This is a genomic window from Streptomyces massasporeus (assembly GCF_014648995.1).
Taxonomy (GTDB): domain Bacteria; phylum Actinomycetota; class Actinomycetes; order Streptomycetales; family Streptomycetaceae; genus Streptomyces; species Streptomyces massasporeus.
The window spans coordinates 63,999-85,749 of the sequence record NZ_BMSE01000014.1 but is presented as its reverse complement, the minus strand read 5'-3'; the positions used below and the strand labels follow the sequence as shown (position 1 = coordinate 85,749).

General features: G+C 72.2%; 18 protein-coding genes. 8 read left to right on the top strand and 10 right to left on the bottom strand.

Annotation, left to right across the window (positions count from 1 at the left end; genetic code table 11):
* Positions 1 to 7: 7 nt before the first annotated feature.
* The 3 genes from IE153_RS27250 to IE153_RS27240 form a co-directional block, all read right to left on the bottom strand.
* A complete protein-coding gene (locus IE153_RS27250; RefSeq protein WP_189592444.1) occupies positions 8 to 784 on the bottom strand; it encodes a crotonase/enoyl-CoA hydratase family protein in 777 nt (258 codons plus the stop codon).
* A gap of 19 nt (positions 785 to 803) precedes the next feature.
* Positions 804 to 1,973, bottom strand: coding sequence for a CaiB/BaiF CoA transferase family protein (locus IE153_RS27245; protein ID WP_189592443.1), 1,170 nt, complete (start codon positions 1,971 to 1,973; stop codon positions 804 to 806).
* Between the two features lie 164 nt (positions 1,974 to 2,137).
* Positions 2,138 to 3,049, bottom strand: a complete 912-nt coding sequence (locus tag IE153_RS27240) for a LysR family transcriptional regulator (RefSeq protein WP_189592442.1) — start codon at positions 3,047 to 3,049, stop codon at positions 2,138 to 2,140.
* Positions 3,050 to 3,194: 145 nt separating this feature from the next.
* Here IE153_RS27240 and IE153_RS27235 point away from each other — a divergent pair, with 145 nt between their 5' ends.
* The 4 genes from IE153_RS27235 to IE153_RS27220 all read left to right on the top strand — a co-directional run bounded on the left by IE153_RS27235 (position 3,195) and on the right by IE153_RS27220 (position 6,732).
* On the top strand, positions 3,195 to 3,515 hold the full coding sequence (locus IE153_RS27235; RefSeq protein WP_189592441.1) for a GYD domain-containing protein: 321 nt from the start codon (positions 3,195 to 3,197) through the stop codon (positions 3,513 to 3,515).
* A 62-nt stretch (positions 3,516 to 3,577) separates the two neighbouring features.
* Positions 3,578 to 4,750, top strand: a complete 1,173-nt coding sequence (locus tag IE153_RS27230) for a sensor histidine kinase (RefSeq protein WP_189592440.1) — start codon at positions 3,578 to 3,580, stop codon at positions 4,748 to 4,750.
* Positions 4,747 to 5,457, top strand: a complete 711-nt coding sequence (locus tag IE153_RS27225) for a response regulator (protein WP_189592439.1) — start codon at positions 4,747 to 4,749, stop codon at positions 5,455 to 5,457. The genes IE153_RS27230 and IE153_RS27225 overlap by 4 nt, the downstream gene beginning before the upstream one ends.
* A 96-nt stretch (positions 5,458 to 5,553) precedes the next feature.
* The gene (locus IE153_RS27220) at positions 5,554 to 6,732 is read left to right on the top strand and encodes a serine hydrolase domain-containing protein (RefSeq protein WP_189592438.1); all 1,179 of its coding nucleotides are present in this window, start codon (positions 5,554 to 5,556) and stop codon (positions 6,730 to 6,732) included.
* A gap of 9 nt (positions 6,733 to 6,741) precedes the next feature.
* Here the strand turns inward: IE153_RS27220 and IE153_RS27215 are convergent, their stop codons facing one another.
* The 3 genes from IE153_RS27215 to IE153_RS27205 all read right to left on the bottom strand — a co-directional run bounded on the left by IE153_RS27215 (position 6,742) and on the right by IE153_RS27205 (position 10,969).
* Positions 6,742 to 7,422, bottom strand: coding sequence for a response regulator transcription factor (locus IE153_RS27215; protein WP_189592437.1), 681 nt, complete (start codon positions 7,420 to 7,422; stop codon positions 6,742 to 6,744).
* The gene (locus IE153_RS27210) at positions 7,419 to 8,654 is read right to left on the bottom strand and encodes a sensor histidine kinase (protein ID WP_189592436.1); all 1,236 of its coding nucleotides are present in this window, start codon (positions 8,652 to 8,654) and stop codon (positions 7,419 to 7,421) included. The genes IE153_RS27215 and IE153_RS27210 overlap by 4 nt, the downstream gene beginning before the upstream one ends.
* 107 nt (positions 8,655 to 8,761) lie before the next feature.
* Positions 8,762 to 10,969 (bottom strand): MMPL family transporter, encoded by a 2,208-nt coding sequence (locus tag IE153_RS27205; protein ID WP_189592435.1) that lies wholly within the window; start codon positions 10,967 to 10,969, stop codon positions 8,762 to 8,764.
* A 348-nt stretch (positions 10,970 to 11,317) separates the two neighbouring features.
* Between IE153_RS27205 and IE153_RS27200 the strand changes: the two genes are divergently transcribed.
* A complete protein-coding gene (locus tag IE153_RS27200) occupies positions 11,318 to 11,521 on the top strand; it encodes a cold-shock protein (protein ID WP_003991681.1) in 204 nt (67 codons plus the stop codon).
* Positions 11,522 to 11,673: 152 nt separating this feature from the next.
* Positions 11,674 to 13,122, top strand: coding sequence for a DEAD/DEAH box helicase (locus IE153_RS27195; protein WP_189592434.1), 1,449 nt, complete (start codon positions 11,674 to 11,676; stop codon positions 13,120 to 13,122).
* Between the two features lie 15 nt (positions 13,123 to 13,137).
* On the opposite strand, the gene IE153_RS27190 is transcribed toward IE153_RS27195, so the two are convergent.
* Genes IE153_RS27190 through IE153_RS27180 form a run of 3 tightly spaced genes read right to left on the bottom strand, consistent with a single transcriptional unit; the run spans position 13,138 to position 17,359 of the window.
* Positions 13,138 to 14,736, bottom strand: coding sequence for a hypothetical protein (locus IE153_RS27190; protein WP_229829193.1), 1,599 nt, complete (start codon positions 14,734 to 14,736; stop codon positions 13,138 to 13,140).
* Entirely contained in the window at positions 14,733 to 16,541 is a 1,809-nt protein-coding gene (locus IE153_RS27185) for a flavin-containing monooxygenase (protein ID WP_189592433.1), read from the bottom strand. Before IE153_RS27185 ends, IE153_RS27190 begins: the two co-directional genes overlap by 4 nt.
* 47 nt (positions 16,542 to 16,588) lie before the next feature.
* Positions 16,589 to 17,359, bottom strand: coding sequence for an SDR family NAD(P)-dependent oxidoreductase (locus IE153_RS27180; RefSeq protein ID WP_189592432.1), 771 nt, complete (start codon positions 17,357 to 17,359; stop codon positions 16,589 to 16,591).
* Positions 17,360 to 17,516: 157 nt separating this feature from the next.
* Here IE153_RS27180 and IE153_RS27175 point away from each other — a divergent pair, with 157 nt between their 5' ends.
* Positions 17,517 to 18,143 (top strand): TetR/AcrR family transcriptional regulator, encoded by a 627-nt coding sequence (locus IE153_RS27175; RefSeq protein WP_189592431.1) that lies wholly within the window; start codon positions 17,517 to 17,519, stop codon positions 18,141 to 18,143.
* Positions 18,144 to 18,285: 142 nt separating this feature from the next.
* Here IE153_RS27175 and IE153_RS27170 read toward each other — a convergent pair whose 3' ends face one another.
* Positions 18,286 to 20,340, bottom strand: a complete 2,055-nt coding sequence (locus IE153_RS27170; RefSeq protein WP_189592430.1) for a glycoside hydrolase — start codon at positions 20,338 to 20,340, stop codon at positions 18,286 to 18,288.
* A 323-nt stretch (positions 20,341 to 20,663) separates the two neighbouring features.
* Between IE153_RS27170 and IE153_RS27165 the strand changes: the two genes are divergently transcribed.
* Positions 20,664 to 21,650, top strand: a complete 987-nt coding sequence (locus IE153_RS27165) for a LacI family DNA-binding transcriptional regulator (RefSeq protein ID WP_189592569.1) — start codon at positions 20,664 to 20,666, stop codon at positions 21,648 to 21,650.
* Positions 21,651 to 21,751: the final 101 nt, after the last annotated feature.

Here is a 21,751-nt window from a genome sequence, read left to right as displayed (position 1 = left end):
GCCCGACTCACCGCCCCGTCCACCGCGCCGGGCGGCGCTCGGCGAAGGCGGTCATGCCCTCGCGGACGTCGTCCGAGGCCATCAGGGTCTTCATCTCCTCGCGTTGGAACGCGAAGGCCTCCTCGTCGGACGCTCCGCCGGCGGCGCGGACGACGCGCTTGACGGCCGCCAGCGCGAGCGGGGCGTTCTCCGCGACCCGTTCGGCCAGCCGGAGCGCCTCGGCGACGGCCTGCCCCGTGGCGGTGACCCGGTTGGCCAGGCCCAGTTCGCCGGCCCGGCGGCCGTCGACGGGCTCGCCGGTGAGCAGCAGTTCCATCGCGAGGTGGTGCGGGATGCGCTGGGGCAGCCGGATCACACCGCCGCCCGCGGCGATCAGGCCGCGCTTGACCTCGGGGAGGCCGAACCGGGCGTCCTCGGCGGCGACGATCAGGTCGCAGGCCAGGGCCAGTTCGAAGCCGCCGCCCATGGCGAAGCCCTCCACGGCGGCGATGAGGGGCTTGTCCGGCCGGGCCTCCGTCAGGCCGCCGAAGCCGCGGCCCTCGACCTCGGGCGATTCACCGCGCAGGGCGGCCTTGAGGTCCATGCCGGCACTGAACGTGCCGCCCTCGCCGGTCAGGACGCCGGCCCGCAGCGTGGGGTCGGCCTCCAGTGCGTCGAGTGCGGCGGCCAGGGCGGTGGCGGTCGCCGCGTTCACGGCGTTGCGGGCCTCGGGCCGGTCGAGGGTGATCAGCAGGGCGGAGCCGATGCGTTCGGTGCGCACGACGGGAGGTGTGGGGGTGCTCATGACTGTCCTCCTGTGGCAATCAGCGGGCGGTGGCGTCGAGTTCGGCGAGGACGTCCTCGGTGTCCTGGCCCGCGACCGGTGCGAGGCGGCGGATCGAGCCGGGGGTGGCGGAGAAGCGCAGCGGGATGCCGATGGTGCGGACCGTGCCCTCGGTCGGGTGCTCGACGGTGTCGAGCAGGTGGCCGTCGCGGACGTAGGGGTCGTCGTGCGCGCGGTCGAGCTCCAGCACGGGCGCCATCGGGATGCTGTGCTTGGCGCACACCTCCGCCCACTCCTCGGTGGTGAGGGCCGGGGCGCACGTCTCCAGGAGCGCGGCCAGGTCCTCGTGGTCGGCGCTGTCGATGGCGTCGCCGTTGACCCGCGGGTCCTCGGCGAGGTCCGGGCGTCCGGCGGCGGTGAGGAAGTCCCGGTAGTTCTGCGGGTTGTACGGCATGACGCAGGCCAGGCCGTCCTTGGTGCGCACCGCCTTGTGGCCCTTCAGCATGGACAGCGCGAAGCCGGTGGGGCCGGTCTCGGGCACGTGGGTGTGGCCCGCGAGGTGCTCGACCAGGTTGAAGGCGATCAGGGTGTCCGTCATCGGGATCTCGACGAGCTGGCCCTGGCCGGTCTTGTTCCGGTGCAGCAGGGCTGCCAGCACGCTGTAGGCGATGGTCAGGGAGGAGACCTTGTCGCCGATGATGGTCGGCAGGTAGACGGGCTCGCCGAGCGCCCGGTCGGCGATGTCGACCAGGCCGGAGGCGGCCTGCACGGTCTCGTCGTAGGCGGCGTTGCCGGCCCGGTCCGAGTCGCTGCGGAAGCCCTGGGCGTGGGCGTAGACGAGGCCGGGGTTGCGGGCGGCGATGTCGTCGTGGGAGAGGCCGAGGCGGTGCAGGGCGCCGGGGCGCATGTTGGTGATCAGCACGTCCGCGGTGTCGATCAGCCGCAGGGCGCGCTCGCGGTCGGTGTCGTCCTTGAGGTTGAGGGACACGCTGCGCTTGTTGCGGTTGACGTTGAGGTTCAGCGGGGTCATGCCCGGGGTCGTGCGGTAGTGGCCGGTGCGCACGGTGTCGGACGGCGACTCGATCTTGATCACGTCGGCGCCCAGGTCGCCGAGGATCTGGGCGGCGTAGGGGCCCATCACCACGGTCGAGAGGTCGATCACGCGGACGCCCTCCAGCGGGCCGGCGACGGTGTCGGTGATGTCCGTCATCGGTTTTCTTCACTCCTCGGTTCGCCATGTGTGTGTATCTGACAACTAAGTTAGCGCGATGCACACGGAGAACGAAAGCAAATGAGGCCTGATGGAATGACCGAATAACGAAAAGCGGTATGACCGCAGTGGTCATACCGCTTTTCGTGAAGATTTTCAGGTGATTATGAGTGGAGCGGTTCGGCGAACACTTCGCGGGCCGCTGCCACGACTTCTTCCAGGTCACCGCCGTGCGCCCGGTCCTTGCGCCAGATTAGACCGGTCTCCAGACGGGGGTGGAAGTCGGAGAAGGGCAGGACGACGACATTGTCGAGACGGTAATTCTGCACCGGACTTCTGGAATCCAGCATGGAAATGGAGAACGCCAGACCGCTGGAGACTATTTCGGAGACCCCGTCGAAGGTGGCGCTGCCCAGCTGGACCCGCTTCTTGATGCCGAGTTCGGCGAGCTGCTGGTCGAGGCCGCGGAAGTAGGCGTTGGTCACGGCCGTCGGGGAGCCCGCGTAGGCGAGCTCGGCCAGTTCCGCGAGGGCGACGGACTCGCGTCCAGCGAACCGGTCCCGGGGCACGACCGCGCCGAGCCGCTCCGACATCACCGGCATCTGCTCCAGCGCCGGGTCGCCGCCGGCCGGGAGCCGGGCCAGGGTCAGCGCCAGCCTGCCGTCGCACACCGCGTCGACGAGCCGGTCGGTGCCGCCGGGCCAGCGTTTGATCTCGAACCGGTCGCCGACCCGCTCGGCGAGGGCGTCCATCCGTTCCCGCAGGTCGGGATGGACGCCACTGGGAACGCCGAGCAGCAGGGTGGTCCGCCGCGGCCGGGCCGTCTCGTCCAGCCGCCACCGGATGGAGTCGACCTGCTCCAGCACCCCGCGCGCGATCGGCACCAGCGCGTTGCCGGCCGGGGTGAGGCGCACGTGGTGGGTGTCCCGGTCGAACAGCCGGTGCCCGACCTCGTTCTCGAGGTCCTTGATCCGCCGGCTCAACGGGGAGGCCGCCATGTGCAGTTTGCGGGCCGCGGTGGAGAAGTTCAGCTCTTGGGCGACGGCGAGGAAGTAGCGCAGGTGCAGGAGCTCCACGGCGTTCACCCTAGCCGCTGCGGCCGCACCATCCGGCCGACGCCCAGGGACGGAGACGTCGAAGGAGAGGTGGTTCGCGTGCGCCAACGAGTGAATACGGCCGTCCCCGCGTGACCGCCGGGACCGCCTCGGGAAGGCCTGCCGCATGCCCAAGTTCCTCATCCAGGCCTCCTACACACCCGACGGCACCAAGGGGCTGCTCAGCGAAGGCGCGAGTGGGCGGCGGGCCGCCGTCGAGCAGGTCGTCTCCGGGCTCGGCGGGCGGGTCGAGGCCATGTACTTCGCCTTCGGGGCGGACGACCTCGTCATGATCGTCGAGCTCCCCGACAGCGTCTCCATGGCCGCCGCCAGTCTCACCGTCAAGGCCAGCGGCGCCCTGCAGACCCGGGCCACCCCCTTGCTCACCCTCGACGAGATCGACGAGGCCGCCCGCCGGCAGGTCTCCTTCCGCGCACCCGGCGCCTGAGTCGGCCGGCCCCGTTACCGTTTCGGCAATCGGGCCGCACGAGACGGGGGGCGTTCGTCGCCATGGGCATACGCGGGGAACTGCGCGGGTGGTTCGAGCGGGGGCGGGTGCTCGCGGCGAACCATCCGCTCCTGGCCGACATCGGCGTCGCTCTGCTCGTCCAGAGCGCCATGACCATGCCGTTCCTGGTGCCGCGCGCACCCGGGCTGCCGCCGGCGACCTGGGCCGCGTACGGGATGAGCACGCTCACCGTGCTGCCGCTGGTCTGGCGCAGGCACGCTCCCGTCGCCGTGCTGTTCGCGGTGCTGGCCGCGAACCTGCTGTACCGGCTGACCGTCGACGGGCCCGGACAGCCGCTGCCGTACACCGGGCTGGTCGTCGTCTACACCGTCGCCGCGCTGTCGGCCGCGCGCGAACGGCTCGTCACCGGGCTGGTGCTGCTGGTCGCCGTGCCGGTGGGAGTGTGGCTCAACACCCGGTCGGCGCGCGAACTGACCTTCTCCCTCTTCGTGTTCGCCGCCGCCTACGTGTTCGGGCGGCTCACCGACGCCCGGCAGCGGGCCCACCGCGTCGAGGCCGAGCAGGCCGCGGCGCGCGAACGGGCCCGGATCGCGCGGGAGATGCACGACATCCTCTCCCACGCCGTCAGCCTGATGATCGTGCAGGCCGAGGCCGGACCGGTGGCGGTGCGTGCCGCGCCCGAGCGGGCCGAGGCGGCCTTCGACGCCATCTCCGCGGCCGGCCGGGACGCCATGGCGCAGCTCCGGCACATGCTGGGGGTGTTGCGGGACGACGGCGCCGCGAGCGACGGCACGGCCCCGCGCGAGCCGCAGCCAGGGCTCGCCGCACTGCCCGGACTGCTCGACCGGGTGCGCGGGAGCGGGCTCGACGTGACGTACCGGGCCGTGGGGGACGTCCGGCCCGTCCCCGAGGGCGTGGGGGCCACCGTCTTCCGGGTGGTGCAGGAGGCCCTGACCAATACCCTCAAGCATGCGGACGCACAGACTGTGCGGGTTCACGTGACGTACACAGCAGTCGAGTTGGAGGTCACCGTGAGCGATGACGGGCGGGGGTCGCACGCCGTGCCCCGTCGGGGCGGGCACGGGCTCGTCGGGATCCGGGAGCGGGCCGCGGCCCACGGGGGCGGCGCGGTCGCCGGGCCGGGCGCTGGCGGGCGCGGGTTCGAGGTGCGGGTGCGGATTCCCCTCCCCGCGGCGGCGGAGGTGAGGGCGTGACGATCCGGGTCGTGGTCGCCGACGACCAGGAACTCGTGCGCAGCGGCTTCGCGATGATCCTGGACGTGCAGCCGGACATCGAGGTCGTCGCCGAGGCGGGTGACGGCGGCGAGGCCGTCGAGGCGGTGCGGCGGCACGCGCCCGATGTGGCGCTGCTCGACATCCGGATGCCCCGCGTGGACGGCATCGAGGCCTGCCGGGCGATCAGCTCCGCGGGCGACTGCCGGACGGTGATGCTGACGACCTTCGACTCCGACGAGTACGTGTACGAGGCGCTGCACGCGGGCGCGAGCGGCTTCCTGCTCAAGGACGTCCGCCGGGACGACCTCGTGCACGCCGTGCGGGTCGTCGCCCGGGGCGACTCGCTGCTCGCCCCCTCCGTCGCCCGGCGTCTGGTGGAGCAGTACACCCGCCCCGCCGCCCGGTCCCGCCGGCCCGATCCCCGGCTGGACGTCCTGACCGCCCGGGAGCGCGAGACGCTGCTGCTGCTCGCGCGGGGCCTGTCGAACGCCGAGATCGCCGCCGAGCTGGTGGTCAGCGATCACACCGTCAAGACGCATGTCGGCAACGTGCTCGCCAAGCTGGGCCTCAGGGACCGGATCCAGGCCGTGATCTGCGCCTACGAGACCGGACTCGTCGCCGCCGGAGGTCCCCCGCCCGGGGGAGCGGACCGGGCCGGCCCCTCCCCCGCGTCGGCGAGGAAGTGACCCCGCAGGACCACCGGCGAGGGCGATCCGCACGGCGGCGCGGCTCCGGAGGATGAGGACGTCACCCAACGCCCCTCCTTATCACCGGAGTTCGTCATGAAGACCCGTACCGGCCTGCTGACCGCCGCCCTGCTCGTCGCGGGCATCACCGCGGGGCCGTCCGTGCTCCCGGCCGCCGCCTCCGCCCCGGCCGCGCCGCCGGCCGCGCCCTCCACCACCGGGCAGTCCCCGAACGCCGCCCTCGAAGCCGCCATCGCAGGCCTCCCCGGCGCCGACGCCACCGCCGCTCTCGTGCGGGTCGGCGGCAAGAAGGGTACCTGGCACGGCAGTTCGGGCGTCCACGACCTGCGGAGCGGCCGGCCCGCAGATCCCGCCGCCCGGTTCCGCGCCGGGTCCGTCACCAAGGTCTTCACCGCCGCGGTCGCCCTGCAACTGGCCGAGGAGGGACGCCTGGACCTGGACCGCAGCGCCCGCTCCTATCTGCCGGACCTGATCCCGGCGGCGTACAAGGGCGTCACCGTCCGGCAGCTCCTCGACCACACGCACGGCATCCCCGCCCCGGACTTCCCCGGCACCACCGTCGAGGAGGCGTACGGCAACCGCTTCCGGGTGTACGACCCCCGGGACATGGTCCGCTCGGCGACGTCGAAGACGCCCGAGTTCGCGCCGGGTGAGCGGCAGCATTACCTCAACATCGGCTACACCGTCGCCGGTCTGCTCATCGAGCGCGTCACCCACGACTCCTACGAGCGTCAGGTCGCCCGGCGGGTGCTCGGGCCGCTGCGGCTGCGGGACACCTCCTTCCCGGGGGCGAACCCGCGCATCACCGGGCCGCACAACCACGGCTACCAGACGATGCGGCTCGACGACGGCACGACGGGCCTGCGGGACGTCGCCGTGTGGGGGACGACGGACGGCTGGGCGGCCGGGGACATCGTCTCGACCACCGCGGACCTGGAGACGTTCACCCGCGCCCTGTTCCGGGGGCGGATCGTGCGGGGGCCACTGCTGGAGGAGATGTTCACGCTGCCCGAGGTGACCGACTTCAGGACCGGGAAGCCGGCCGCCTACTCCGTCGGACTGTCCATGAAGGTGCTGGGCGGGCGCGAGGTCTGGGGCAAGACGGGCGGACGCTGGGGGTACAACGCCGCCATCGCCTCCACCCGCAACGGCTCGCGCACCCTCGTCTACAGCGTCAACTCCACCGACGCCAAGGGCCAGGACATGAACCGGACCGCCGAGAAGATCATGGTGGCGGCCTACGGCAGGCCGTAGGCCGCCCGCTCACGTCACCGGCGGCGTGGCCCGTACCAGCCCCGTCTGGTAGGCGATGACGACCAGCTGGGCGCGGTCCCGGGCGTGCAGCTTGGTCATGGCCCGGTGGATGTGCGTACGGACGGTCAGCGGGCTCAGCGTGAGGTCCTCGGCGATCTCCGTGTTGGACCTGCCCTCCGCGGCCAGCGCCATCACCTCGCGTTCCCGGACCGTCAGGTCGGCGAGGCGCTCCGGTGGCGCGAGGCCGGCGCCGGAGGCGGGTGCCATCAGGAAGCGGGTGATGAGGGAGCGGGTGGCGACGGGCGAGAGGAGGGCCTCGCCGGAGGCCACCGTGCGCAGCCCGGACAGGAGGGTGTCCGCGGTGACGTCCTTGCCGAGGAAGCCGCTGGCACCGGCCCGCAGGGCCTGGGCCACGTAGTCCTCCGTCTCGAACGTGGTCAGGATCAGGACGCGGGTCGCGGACAGCTCCGGGTCGGCGCACAGCTCGGAGGTGGCGGTCAGACCGTCGGTGCCGGGCATGCGGATGTCCATGAGGACGATGTCGGGGTGGAACCGGCGGGTCAGGGCGACCGCTTCGGCGCCGTCGGAGGCCTCGGCGACCACCTCCAGGTCCGCGCAGGAGTCGATGAGGATGCGGAAGGTGGCCCGCAGCAGGGCCTGGTCGTCGGCGAGCAGCACCCTGATGGTCATGCGGTGGTTCCTTCCGCGAGGTGGACGGCGGGTTGCAGCGGCAGCGCGGTGGTGACCTCGAAACCGCCCTGGGGGCGGGGGCCCGCGCACAGTTCGCCGCCGATGGACAGGGCGCGTTCGCGCATGCCCATGACGCCGAAACCGCGCCCCCGGGCGGCCTCCGGCTTGCTGGGGCCGTCGTTGGTGACCGTGATCAGCAGCCGGGATCCGGTGTAGGCGAGGAGCACGTGGGCGGCCTCGGCCGTGGCGTGCTTGGTGACGTTGGTGAGGGCCTCCTGCACGATCCGGTACGCCGTCAGGTCGACGCCCGGCGACAGCGGCTGCGGCTGCCCCTCCGTGGTGACGGTGACCTCCAGGCCCCCCGACTCGCACGCCGAGACCAGCTCGGGCAGGCGGGACAGGCCCGGGGAGGGTTCCAGCGACACGGAGCCGGGGGTCTCGCCGTCCTGGCGGAGCAGGCCGAGCGCGGCCTTCAGCTCCCGCAGCGCGGAGGAGGTGGTGCCGGTCAGGTCGTCGAGGATCCTCCGGGACTCCTCGGGGCGGGTGAGGGCGAGGTGCGCGGCGGTGCCGGCCTGGGCGTTGGCCAGGGCCATGTGGTGGGCGACGACGTCGTGCAGCTCCCGGGCGATGCGCATCCGCTCCTCGGTGACGCGCAGCCGGGCCTCCTCCTCCCGGGTGCGCTCGGCGTGCTCGGCCCGGGCCTGCACGGCCTGGAGGTAGGCGCGCCGCAGCCGCGTCATGTTCCCGGCGGCCAGGGGCAGCATCAGCCAGAAGAACGGGCCGATCGTCCTCAGCAGCAGCGAGAGGTGGTCCATGGAGTCGGTGAACACGGCCGCGACGATCACCGCCAGCGTGGTGCCGATGCCGTAGGCGCGGGTGGTCCTGCGGTCGGTGAGGGTGGCGAGCCAGTACAGCGCCGCCATGATCGGTGCCAGCAGCAGGGGCGTGAGCAGATAGCCCATCGAGACCGCTGTCACGGTGCAGCCCATGGTGATCGTGACCACGGTGCGCGGGAAGGCGCGGTGCTTGAGCAGGGCGAGGCACGCCACGCCCATGAGGATCACGCCGGTCCGGTCCTGGTCCGGCGGGTCGGCGCCGGGCAGGGCGAGGGAGGTGCCGAAGGTCGCGCAGGCCATCAGCGCCATGGCCGTCGCCAGGTCGACGAGGAAGGGGTGCTGCTCGGCGAATCCCTCCAGGCGATCCGCGTAGCGCCGCTCCAGGGGGATGCTCATGAGGCTCTCCGGTCGGTGAGGCTGGGACCATCGTGGTCGACTCCGGGCGGGAACGCCCGAGGGGCCGCCCGTGTCCTTCGCCACGGGCGGCCCTGGGTGCGGCTTCCTCAGGTGCGCGCCGGCTCCAGGTCCGGGGCCGTGTCCGGGGCCTGTTCGCGCTCCGGCCGGGTGAGGGCCTCGCCCTCCACGTCGACGCGGGGCAGCGCCCGGTCCAGCCACTTCGGCAGCCACCAGGCCTTGTCGCCGAGCAGGGCGAGGACGGCCGGCACGATCGCCATCCGGACGACGAACGCGTCGAACAGGACGGCGGAGGCCAGCCCGAAGCCGATCATCTTGATCATGGAGTCGCTCTCGCCGATGAACCCGGCGAACACCGCGATCATGATCAGGGCGGCGGCCACCACCACCCGGGCGCTGTGCCGGAAGCCGGACGTGACCGCATCGGCGGCCGGCTCGCCGTGGACGTACGCCTCCCGCATCCGGGAGACCAGGAACACCTCGTAGTCCATCGCCAGGCCGAAGACGATGCCCACCAGGAAGATCGGCATCAGGCTCATGATCGGGCCGGTCTGCTCCACGCCGAGGAGTTCCGCGCCGTGGCCCTGCTGGAAGACCACGACGACCGCGCCGAGGGAGGCCAGTACCGACAGCAGGAAGCCGAGGGCCGCCTTGAGCGGGACGAGCAGGGACCGGAAGACCACCAGCAGCAGCACGATCGCCAGGCCCACCACGACGACCAGGTAGGGGACCAGCGCGGCCTGGACCTTCTCGGCGATGTCGATGTTCATCGCGGTGGTGCCCGTGACCTCGTAGCTCGCGCCGGTGCCGGACTCGATGCCGGGACGCTCGTCGCGGATGGTGGTCACCAAATCCTTGGTCTTCTCGTCGGTCGGCGCGGTGGAGGGCACGGCCGAGAAGACCGCGGTGTCGCCGGCACCGTTGAAGCGGGCCGGGGAGACGGACACGACCCCCTCGGTGCCGCCGATCTCCTTCGCGACCCTGTCGGCGGCGGCCTTCGGGTCGGCGGCGCCCTTGGCGTCCACGACGATGGTCAGCGGCCCGTTGAAGCCCGGCCCGAAGCCCTCGGCGAGCGCGTCGTAGGCCCGCCGCTCGGTCGTGGAGACCGGCTTGGCCTCGTCCCCCGGCATGCCCAGCTGGAGGTCGGCGGCGGGCAGGGCGAGGGCGCCGAGGCCGACGACGCCGAGGAGCAGCACCGGTATGGGGCGGCGCAGCACGAACCGCGCCCAGCGGGTGCCGGCGTTGGCCCCGGCGCTCTCCTCGATCCGGCCGCTCCTGCGGGCCCGCCGGCTGAGCACGGCGTTCGGCCAGAAGCCGAGGAGCGCCGGGACGAGGGTGAGGGCGATCAGTACGGCGACGACGACCGCGCCCGCCGCGGCCAGCCCCATCTTGGTGAGCATCGGGATGCCGACCACGGCGAGCCCGGCCAGCGCGATCACGACGGTGAGCCCGGCGAACACGACCGCGGAGCCGGCCGTACCGACGGCCATCCCGGTCGCCTCCTGCGGCGTACGGCCCTTGGCGCGCTCCTCCCGGTAGCGGGAGACGACGAACAGGGCGTAGTCGATGCCGACGGCCAGGCCCAGCATCATCGCTAGGGTGCCGGTGGTCGTGGACAGGCCGAGGGCGCTGGACAGGGCGAGGATCGTGGCCATGCTCACGCCGACCCCGATCACGGCCGTCAGCAGGGGCAGCCCGGCGGCGGCAAGCGAACCGAAGGTGATCAGGAGGACGACCGCGGCGATCGCGACGCCGATCACCTCGGCCGCGCCGCCCGGCCCGCCCTCGGCGGCCAGCGCGGTACCGCCCGCCTCGACGGTCAGCCCGGAGTCCCGGGCCCGCTCGATGGTCCGCTCCAGGTGGCCGCGGCCGGCGTCGGTGAGGTCGTTGGCGCCGACCTTGTACGTGACGGTCGCGAAGGCCGTCGTGCCGTCCTGGCTGACCGTCTTCGCCCGGAACGGGTCGACGGCGCTCGCGACCTGCGTGCCGTCGCCGAGTCCGGCCACGGCCTTCTCGATGGACTTCCTGTTCCCGGCGGCGGTGACCTTCTCGCCGCCCGGCGCGATGAAGACGATCCTGGCCGTCGCGCTGTCGGCCGTGGCCCCGGGGAAGCGCTGCTCCATCAGGTCGAACGCCTTCTGGGACTCGATGCCGGGCATCGAGAACTCCTCGTCGACGGCCCCCGGCGCCTTGAGGGAGCCCAGCCCCACGGCGGCCAGGACGGCCGCCCAGACCAGGGCGACGTACCAGCGCCGCCGGAAGGCCAGACGGCCCACTCGATACAGGAAATCAGCCACGGCAGGAGGTCTCCACATCTGGTGTCGAACGTCTGCCCCAGCCTGTCCGTGAGCGGCTTGTCCCGTCGTCGTGCGCCTGCCGACACTCTCCGGTACTGAGAACGCAGTACGTACGGAGGGACGGCTCCACCTCGGGTACGAGATTCCCGAGCCTTCCGACGCGGCCTGTGCTACCTTGGCTGGCGTTGCAGTTTTGGTTCCCAGAGACTTCGAGTGCTCTTTCGACCTTTTGTCGACGAGCACTCTTTTTTGTTTCCGAGGATTCTCGGATCTCCTTAGGGTGATCATTTCGGCGACTACGGGTCCGCAAGGTGCGGGCCCTGAGTACTGCCCTCAAGGGAGATTCATATGGCTACCGGTACCGTGAAGTGGTTCAACTCGGAAAAGGGCTTCGGCTTCATCGAGCAGGAGGGTGGCGGCCCGGACGTCTTCGCCCACTACTCGAACATCGCCACCTCTGGCTTCCGTGAGCTCCAGGAAGGCCAGAAGGTCACCTTCGACGTCACGCAGGGCCAGAAGGGCCCGCAGGCCGAGAACATCGTTCCCGCCTGACGCGTACGCGTATGCCCTGACCGGGGCCCGCACCCTCGCGGTGCGGGCCTCGGCTCGTTTTGTTCCCATCCGGCTCAACTCTTGCGAATCCCGCGGCTCTCCCCTGCCGTCGCGCATTCCTCGACGCGTGCCGCTTCGAGGAAGGTTCCCTCATGGACCGCACGGCTCGTAGGAGCAACGGCTCCCCCCACTCCCGCGGCAACGGGTTCCGCTCCCGTAAGTCGGGCGGCGCAGGCAGCGCCTCCCGTCCGGCGGGCGGCGGCCGCGGCGGGCGCCGCCCCGCCCCCAGCCAGGAATTCGCACCGCCGGCCACCGTCACCCCGGCGCTGCCGGCCGTCGAGGCGTTCGACGAGCTCGACCTGCCCGAGCGGCTGCTGGCCGCGCTGCGCGCCGAGGGCCTGACCGCGCCGTTCCCGATCCAGGCGGCGACCCTGCCGAACTCCCTGGCCGGCCGGGACGTGCTCGGCCGCGGGCGCACCGGCTCCGGCAAGACGCTCGCCTTCGGGCTCGCGCTGCTGGCCCGCGTCGACGGACGGCGGGCCGAGGCCCGACAGCCCCTGGCCCTCGTCCTGGTGCCCACCCGCGAGCTGGCCCAGCAGGTCACCGACGCCCTCACCCCGTTCGCCCGCGCGCTGCGGCTGCGGCTCACCACCGTCGTCGGCGGCATGCCGATCGGCCGGCAGGCGAACGCGCTGCGCACGGGCGCCGAGGTCGTCGTCGCCACGCCCGGCCGCCTCAAGGACCTCATAGACCGAGGCGACTGCCGCCTGGACCACGTCGACATCACCGTCCTCGACGAGGCCGACCAGATGACCGACATGGGCTTCATGCCGCAGGTCACCGCCCTGCTCGACCAGGTGCGCCCCGGCGGCCAGCGGATGCTGTTCTCCGCCACCCTCGACCGCAACGTCGACCGGCTGGTCCGCACCTACCTGCACGACCCGGTCGTCCACTCCGTCGACCCGTCCGCGGGCGCGGTCACCACGATGGAGCACCACCTGCTGCACGTGGAGGACGACGACAAGCACGCCACCACGACCCGGATCGCCGCCCGCGACGGACGCGTGATCATGTTCCTGGACACCAAGCACGCCGCCGACCGGCTGGCCAAGAAGCTGCTCGCCGTCGGTGTGCGCGCCATGGCCCTGCACGGCGGCAAGTCCCAGTCGCAGCGGACCAAGACCCTGGCCCGTTTCAAGGACGGTCAGGTCACGGTCCTGGTGGCCACCAACGTCGCCGCCCGCGGCATCCACGTCGACAACCTCGACCTGGTCGTCAACGTGGACCCGCCCGGCGACCACAAGGACTACCTGCACCGCGGCGGCCGTACGGCCCGGGCCGGCGAGTCCGGCACCGTCGTCACGCTGGTCCTGCCGCACCAGCGGCGTGAGATGACCCGGCTGATGTCCGACGCCGGGATCACCCCGCAGGTCACCCGGGTCCGCTCGGACGAGGACGAACTGAGCCGCATCACCGGGGCGCAGGAGCCGTCGGGCGTGCCCGTCGTCCTCACCCCGGCGCCCGCCGAGAAGCCTCCGGCGCGCACGGGTTCAAGCTCCAACGGACGGCGGAGCAGGCCGTCCCGGGGCCGCCGCCGCTGAACCGGCCCCCGGGCCCTAGTTCGGGGCCAGCCGCAGCACCGTGCCCTCCCCGTTCGACGACAGGAGCAGGGAGCCGTCCGGGGCCGCGGCGAGGCCGGCGAAGCGAAGGGCCAGGCCGGGGACGCCGTGGGCGAAGAGGGCCGGGTCGGGCCGGCGTTCGACGCCCGGGGGCAGGCCGACGGCCAGGTCCTCGGCCTCGACGCGTCGCTCGCCCGTGGTCAGGGACACCGACCACAGTCTGCGGTGCTCGACGTCCACGGTGAACAGCACGTCGCCGTGGACGGCGAGGCCCTGCGGGGCGCCGAGACCGTCCGCCAGGACCACCGGCCCCTCGTCGTCGACGCGGAGCACCGCGCCGAGCCGGTCGTCGCTGACGTAGCAGCGCCCGCCGGTGTCGAAGGCCACGTCCACGGGGTGGTCCAGGCCCTCGGAGAGGACGGTGACCGTGTCGTCCGCGTCGAGGCCGATGACGCGGCCCGCTCCCGTCTCCGCGACCACGAGCAGGCCGTCGGACCGGACCGCGAGGCCCAGCGGCTGGTTCAGGCCGCTCGCCCTGACCCGGGTGGCCCGGGTGGCGGGGTCGTAGGTCTGGACGCCGCCGTACTGGGACGTGGTGTGCAGGAGGCCGCCGTCGGCGGTGATGCCGTGGAAGAACGGCTGGAGGATCTCGGTGGCCACGTCGCCCGAACCGCCGTCGTCGGCGGGGTGTTCGGGGCGGGCCACGCGGTAGTGGTCGGCCGCGTAGACCGTGCCGCCCAGGTCGATCGTCACGCCGTAGGGGCCGTCCAGGCCGCGTGGGACGACGGGGCGGGTGCGGCCGTCGGGGTGCAGTTCGGTGATGCCGCCGCTGGCGAAGCTGGAGACGAACATGCGGTTCTCCGCGTCGAACGCGGCGTTGTCCAGGCCCGTGACGCCGCTGGTGACGAGCGAGCGGGTGCCGTCGCCGTGCAGGTCGACGCGGGTGACGATGCCCTCGGGGCCGCGGGAGAGGACGTGCAGGACGCCGCCCCGGTCGAAGCGGACCGCTACGGGATCGTGCACGTCCTCGGCGACCCTCTCCGGCACCCCGCCGTCGGGCGGGATGCGCCAGACCTGCCCGCTGATCATGTGCGGGTAGTAGAGGCAGCCGTCCGGGCCCCGTTGCATCGCGTTGCCGAAGGCCAGCCCGTCGGTGAGGACGACCGGGTCGCCGCCCTCCGGGAAGAGCTCCAGCAGACGGCCGTTCGTCTTCATCTCGTTGACGAACAGCCGGTCCCCGACACAGGTGATGCCGTTGGGCACCTTCACCTCGTCGGAGACCAGCGTGTACGCGCCCTCGGGGCTGCGGCGCCACACCCGGCCGGGGACCAGGTCGGCGATGTACATCGAGCCGTCCGCGCCGAAGGCCAGGTCGTCCGGCGACTGGACCGGGCCGTCCATCGGTACGACGGTCTCGACGTCCCCGGTGGCCGGGTCGACGGCGCTGATCCGCCCGGCGAGGAACTGGGCGACGTACAACCGCCCGTCGGGGCCGAACGCCACGCCGTTGGAACCCCACAGCGGAGGGGGCGGGTTGAGACGGCGGGCCTCCCGGCGGGTGCGGGGCACGCCGTAGCCGCTCGCACGCTCCGTCACGATCCCAGCACCTCGTCCATGCCGCCCCGGGCACGCCAGCGCCGGATCAGCTGGTGGAAGGCGATGGGGCCGTCGCCGTAGGACTCGCTGCGGGGCCTCGGCATGCCCTCGGCGTTGTAGTAGCCGGGGGTGCACTCGGACTGGAAGGCGTACAGGTCGGCCGACTTCTCGCGGATCGTGGCCACCCAGGCGGCCTCGGCCGCGGCCGACGGTTCCACGATCCGGGTCCCGCGCCGGTGCGCCTCCGCGATCACCTCGGCGACATGGCCGGCTTGCTCGTCCAGCACGTGCACGTAGTTCACGGAGGCGGCGCTCTGCACCGAGCCCAGCATGAACAGGTTGGGGAAGCCACGGCTGTAGAAGCCGTGCAGGGTTCTCGGGCCGGTCGCCCGCCAGGCGTCGAGCAGGGCGACGCCGTCCCTGCCGTACGCGGGGAGCCGCCCCGACAGCAGCCCGGAGACGCCGACCTCGAAACCGGTGCCGAAGACGACGCAGTCGACCTCGTACTCCACCCCGCCCACCACGACGGCGTGTTCGGTGATGCGCTCCACTCCCCCGTGGTCGGCCGTGTCCACGAGGGTGACGTTCGGCCGGTTGAAGGTCTGGAGGTACTGGTCGCTGAAGGTGGGCCGCTTGCACATGTAGCGGTACCAGGGCTTGAGCTTCTCCGCCGTCTCCGGGTCCTCGACGACCGCGTCGACCCGGGCACGCAGCTCGTTCATCTTCTGGAAGTCGGCGATCTCCTCCAGGCGTTCGCGCTCCTCGGGGGTGAGGCCGGAGAAGTGGTGGGTCGGGATGAGCTTCTGCTGGAGGCGGGCGCTGCTGGTCCAGCCGTCGGCCACCAGGTCCTCGTCGCTCCCGGCACCGGTGACGACCGCGAGGAAGTTGTCCCTGCGGCGCCGCGCCCAGCCGGAGGTGAGCGAGCCGGCCCACTCGGGGTCCGTGGGCTGCTGGCCGCGCACGTCCACGGAGGAGGGAGTGCGCTGGAAGACGTACAGGTGCTGCGCGTCCCGGCCGAGATGGGGGACGACCTGGATGGCGGTGGCGCCGGTGCCGATGAGGGCCACGCGCCGGCCGGTGAGCTTCGTCAGGCCGCCGCTCGCGTCGCCGCCGGTGTAGTCGTAGTCCCAGCGGCTGGTGTGGAACATGCGGCCCTTGAAGGTCTCGATGCCCTCGATGCCGGGGAGTTTGGGCTGGCTGAGCAACCCGGTCGCCACGACGACCTGAGTCGCGGTCATCCGGTCGCCGCGGTCGGTCGTGACGGTCCAGGCGGACTCGCCCTCGTCCCAGCGCAGTTCGGTCACCTGGGTGCGGAAACAGGCGTCGCGGTAGAGGCCGAAGTGCCGGGCGATCGCCCGGGCGTGCTCCCTGATCTCCTCGCCCGGCGCGTACTTCCACTTCGGGACGTAGCCGAGCTCTTCGAGCAGGGGCAGATAGACGTAGGACTCGATGTCGCAGTGGATGCCCGGGTAGCGGTTCCAGTACCAGGTGCCGCCGAAGTCGGCGCCCTTCTCGACGACCCGGATGTCGCGCAGGCCGGCCTCTCGCAGCCGGGCGGCGGCGAGCAGGCCGCCGAACCCGCCGCCGACGACCAGGACGTCGACGTGGTCGGTCAGGGGCTCGCGGGTGACGCCGGGTCCGGCGTGCGGGTCGTCGTCGAAGTGGCCGAACTCGCCGGTGGTGCGGCGGTACTGGCGGTTGCCGTCGGGGCGGATGCGCCGGTCGCGCTCGGCCCGGTAGCGCTCGCGCAGGGCGTCCGGGTCGAAGTCCAGGTCGGGGGACAAGGGAGTGTGGGGGGTGGACATGCGGGTCCTCTTCCTCTCGTGCCGCGGGTGGGTGGGGAGGCGGCCGGTCAGACGGCCGCCCAGGCGTTGTCCACCGGCAGGACTGCGCCGTTGATCCCGCTCGCCGCGTCGGACGCCAGGTAGACGATGGCGGCGGCCTGCTCCTCCGGCTCGCAGATGCGGCCCATGTTGACGAAGTGCCGGCCGATGACGGCCGGTCCGTGGGCCCCGGGGTCGATGCGGACATCGGCGGTGATGCCGGTGGCGGTGCCGCCCGGGGCTATGGCGTTGGCGCGGATTCCCTGGTCGCGGTACATCACCGCGAGGGAGCGGGTCAGGCCGAGGACGCCGTGCTTGGAGGCCGTGTACGCGGTGCCCGCCGCGCTGCCGCGCAGCGACGCCTCGGACGCGGTGGTGACGATGGCGCCGCCGCCCGCCGCGATCATGTGCGGCAGGACGGCCCGGGTCAGCAGGAACGGCGCGGTGAGGTTGATCCGCAGCACCCGCTCCCACTCGGCGTCGGTGACATCCGCCGCTGCGGACATGGTGTCCATGACGCCCGCGTTGTTGACCAGGACGTCGATGCCGCCGAAGGTGCCGACGGCGGCGGCCACGACCGCGTCGACCACGGCGGTCTCGCTCAGATCCCCGGTGACGGCGAGGGCCGTTCCCCCGGCGGACTCGACGTCCCGCACCACGCTCTTGGCCCCCTCCGCGTTCAGGTCGGCGACCACGACCCTCGCCCCCTCCCCGGCGAACCGCAGCGCTGCCGCGCGGCCGATGCCGGAGGCGGCTCCCGTGACGATGACGCTCTTGCCTGACAGACCCGTGGCGCCCATGGCGCTCCTCCGCTCGTCGCACTGGCGTGGCGTCAGGCACAGTACTGCTTTTTGTCTCAGTGCGACATAAAGACGCGGCGCGCCATGAGGTCACTCAGCGCCACCAAGACAGGGCAGGACATAAAATAGAGTGAGCACGGCGAGTCGAGGAGGGCGCATGGCCGGACGAGCAGGTGCTGCCACGGGGCGGCCACCGCTGACGGAGCGGCGGCGCGCCGAGACGCGGATGGAGATCGCCGAGGAGGCGGTCCGGCTCTTCGCCGCGAAGGGCGTGGCGGCGGTCACCGCGGAGGACATCGCGTCCGCGTCCGGGGTGTCGACGCGCACGCTGTGGCGCTACTTCCGCTCCAAGGAGGAGTGCGTACGCCCCCTGCTCACGACGGGTCTCGATCTGCTGACGGACCGGCTGCGGGACTCCTCCGGCGACCACCACTCCCTCGCCGAGGCGATCCTGAGCCTCCAGCAGGACGACGACGCCACCCCGCGCCTGCGGGCCCTGGGCGACCTGCTGCGGTTGTGCCGGGACGAGCCGGGACTGCGGGCGGTGTGGCTGGAAGCGCACTCCGACGCGGAGGCGAGGTTCGCCGCGATGATCGCCACCCGCACGGGCCGCCCCGCCGGCGACCTCGCCGTCCGGGTCGAGGCGGGCGTCCTGAACACGGCGTTGCGCATCGGCGTGGAGGACTGGGCCCTGCGCTCCGACCGTGCGACGGGGCCGTCGTTCGCGGAGACGGTGACGCGGGCGTTGCGGATGATCGGGGGCTCGGGGAACGCCTCGGGGTGATCCCACCGTGGGGCACTCCCCCCCCCCACAGGCCACGCGGAAGCCGGATGACGCACGATGCGTGACGCACGACGCCCCCGGCGCCGCGACCGATGGGAGGCCGCGGCGCCGGGGGCGTCGAGGGCGGGGCGCTGAACGAAGGTCAGTCGCCCGCCACCTCCGTGACCTTCCACCGCTGGTTGGATCCGGAGTTCGGCTGCCAGACGCCCACGGAGGCGCCGTCGTTCGTGGACTGGCCTCCGACGTCCGGGAGTTGGCCGGTCGCCGCGTTCACGAGCGTCCATGAACCGTCGCCGGTCGAGGACGCGATCCACTGCGCGGCGTCGTCGCGGCGGCCCTCGTCGGGTTCGGCGACCAGGGCGCCGTCACGAATGGCCAGGCGCTTGTCCGCGCCGGTCTCGGTGAGGACGTAGCGCTTGCGGTTGTCCTCGCCGCGGATCTGCTCCACCCGCCACTGCTGCCCGCTGGGGTCGGTCGTGTTCGGGGTCTTGATGACCAGGCCCGTGCCGTTGCCGGCGATGGTGAGGTCCTTGCCGCTCTGGACGCCGGTCAGGCGGTAGGTGTGGCCCTTGCGCAGCTCGGCCGCGTCCTTCGCGACCCCCGAGACGCCCTTGACCAGGAAGGACGTCACCGACTGCGCGGGCACGGCGAGCGTGGCCTGCTTGCCGGTGACGCGGACGGGCTTCTGCTTCTCCAGCTTGCCGTCGGCGCTGGTCACCACCGGGGTGACCGTGGCGCGGGAGGAGACCCGGCCGAACTTGGAGAGGTCGAGGGTGACGTCACGCGCCTCGGTCGTGCTGTTGACGTGGACGACGGTCGCCGTGTCGCCCTTGCGGGAGACCGCCGCGGTGCTGGACGTGTCGTCCGTCTTGATCAGCCGGTCGCCGGGCTTGATGTAGTGCGTGAAGTTGCGGGCCGTGTCGAACTTCGTGTTGGTGTAGATCGGGCAGGACTTCAGGGTGTCCTTCGAGGTGCAGCTGAACGGGAGCTGGATCTCGCCCCAGTTGCCGCCCTTGGCGGACTCGCCGCCCGGCTTCATGTTGTCGTAGTCCTCGACGGGCTGCCAGAACACCCAGGCCTTGGGCTCGAGTTCGCGCAGGTCGTCGACCATGCGCTGGGCGAGGCCCAGGCCGGGCCGCATGTCCGTGAAGCTCTGACCGTCGCCCCAGTCGCCCTCGACCTCGCTCATCCACAGCGGCTTGTCGGCGGCCTTGGCCAGGTCGCGGACGGTGGTGCGCTGGCCGGTGCCGTAGGTGTGGACGTTCATCTGGCCGACGAGGTCGCGCACCTCCTGCGGGTAGGAGTTCCAGTTCGTGGCGAACGTGCCGGGGTTGGTCTCGTCCATCGCGGATATCTCCGCGTCCGACCGGGACTTCTTCAGGACGGGAGCCAGTGCGCGGATCACCTTCTGCTGGAGCTCGGGGCCGATGTGGGCGCCCTCCTGGCGTCCGCCGGTCGGCTCGCCGTCGGGGCCGAGCTTGGTGCCCCAGTAGTCGGTGTTCGGCTCGTTGAACGGGTCCAGGGTGTCGACCTTGATGCCGTGCGCCTTCTCCAGGCGTTCGGTCGCGCCGACCAGGTACTTGGCGAAGTCGTCGACGGAGTCGGTCTTGAGCTGGTCCTTGCCGGCGTCGAAGTTGCCGGAGACGTAGCCGCTCTCGGTCATGAACCAGGGCGGGGAGTTGCTGAAGGTCTCCCAGTGGGTGATGTCCTTCTTGATGCGGTCGACCCACCAGCGCTGCGTGTTGTCCGCGTTCTTGTTCCAGTCGGCCGGGTCGTCCGCGTCCCACCAGTCGACGTCCTCGCGGGTGGTGCCCGCCGGGGCCTTCCACCAGCCCTCGACCGCGCCGCCGGCCCGCAGGTAGTCCTTGACGTCGGGGGCGTTGCCGCCACCGATGTTGTAGCGGGCGATGTTCAGGTTGAGACCGTCGTCGCCGAAGAGGAGCTTGTAGAGCTTCTCGCGGACCGCGGGCGGGTAGTCGCCGGTGGCGTTGGCGAACCAGACCAGGCTCGTACCCCAGCCCTCGAACGTGTCGCCCGAGTAGGACGGGTCGGGCCGGACGGTGACGCCGGCGGCCGCGGCCTGGGCCGGCTCGGCGTGCGCGGCGGGCAGGGTCGTCGTGGCCAGGAGGGTTCCGGTCGCCACGGCGGTGACGCCGATGGCCCCGAGGAGCCTTCTCTTGCGGGTGCGGTGTGCCATCTCGAGTACTCCAGCTCTTCTGCGTGCCGCGCGGTGACGGGGGCTCCCGGCGGACGCGGAGATCGGGGCCTACGTGGTGCGCTGGTGCGGATTTGACGCCTTCTCGTACGATTTCAGCTAGGCAATGTTTACGTAAACATCCACTGGCGGGATGTCTACACTGTCCGAATCTCAGGGGTCAAGGACTCGTTCCGGACCGAAAATTGCGCCGGGTGCGCGGCGAGGGGAACGAGGGGCAGGTGGGCACCGTGGACGGCGAGAGCCAGCCGGGGGGCGCGAGCGGCACGAGACGGCGTGCGGCCCGGCCCCGTCAGGGCGCGTCCATGGCGGACGTCGCGCAGCTCGCCGGGGTCTCGTCCCAGACCGTCTCCCGCGTCTCGAACGGCTTCCCGGGCGTCACCGAGGACACCCGCGCGCAGGTCCTGGCCGCCATGCGGGAGCTGGGCTACCGCCCCAACAGCGCGGCCCGGGCGCTGCGCCGGGGCGAGTTCCGCACCCTCGGCGTGATCACCTTCTCCCTGTCCACCATGGGCAACATCCGCACCCTGGAGGCCATCGCCACCTCCGCCGCCGAGCACGGGTACGCCGTCACCCTGCTGCCCGTGGCCGTCCCCACCCAGGACGAGGTGAACGGCGCCTTCTCCCGGCTGGGCGAGCTCGCCGTGGACGCCGTCATCGTCATCATGGAGATCCACCTGCTCGACGCGGCGACGGTCTCCCTGCCGCCCGGCGTGCAGGTCGTGGTGGCCGATTCCGACGCCGGCGACCGCTACACCGTCGTGGACACCGACCAGGCGGGCGGCGCCCGTGACGCCGTACGGCACCTGCTGGACCTCGGCCACGACACGGTGTGGCACCTGGCCGGACCGGAGGGCTCCTTCGCCGCCCAGCGCCGCGCCAACGCCTGGCGCGACACCCTGAGAGCCGCGGGCCGGGTGACGCCGCCCCTGGTCCGCGGCGACTGGTCGGCCGAATCCGGCTACCGGGCGGGCCTCCTCCTCGCCGACGAGCCGGACTGCACGGCGGTGTTCACGGCCAACGACCAGATGGCCCTCGGCCTGCTCCGCGCCCTCCACGAACGCGGCCGCCGCGTCCCCGACGACGTCAGCGTCATCGGCTTCGACGACATCCCCGAGTCCGCGTCCTTCCTCCCGCCCCTCACCACGATCCACCAGGACTTCGCCGAGGTGGGGCGGCTGTGCGTGGAGGGAGTGCTCAGCAAGATGCGCCAGGACGGGGCGGAGCACGGGACGACGCTGGTGCCCACGCGGTTGGTGCGGCGGGCGAGTACGGCCCGGAGGGCGGGGTGAAGGCCTCGGCGGGGCGGGGAGACGATCGTGACGACCCGGGCACATCCGCACGGGAGACCGTGCTCGGTTTCGTCCGCGCGCTCGGTGCCGCCGACGTCGCA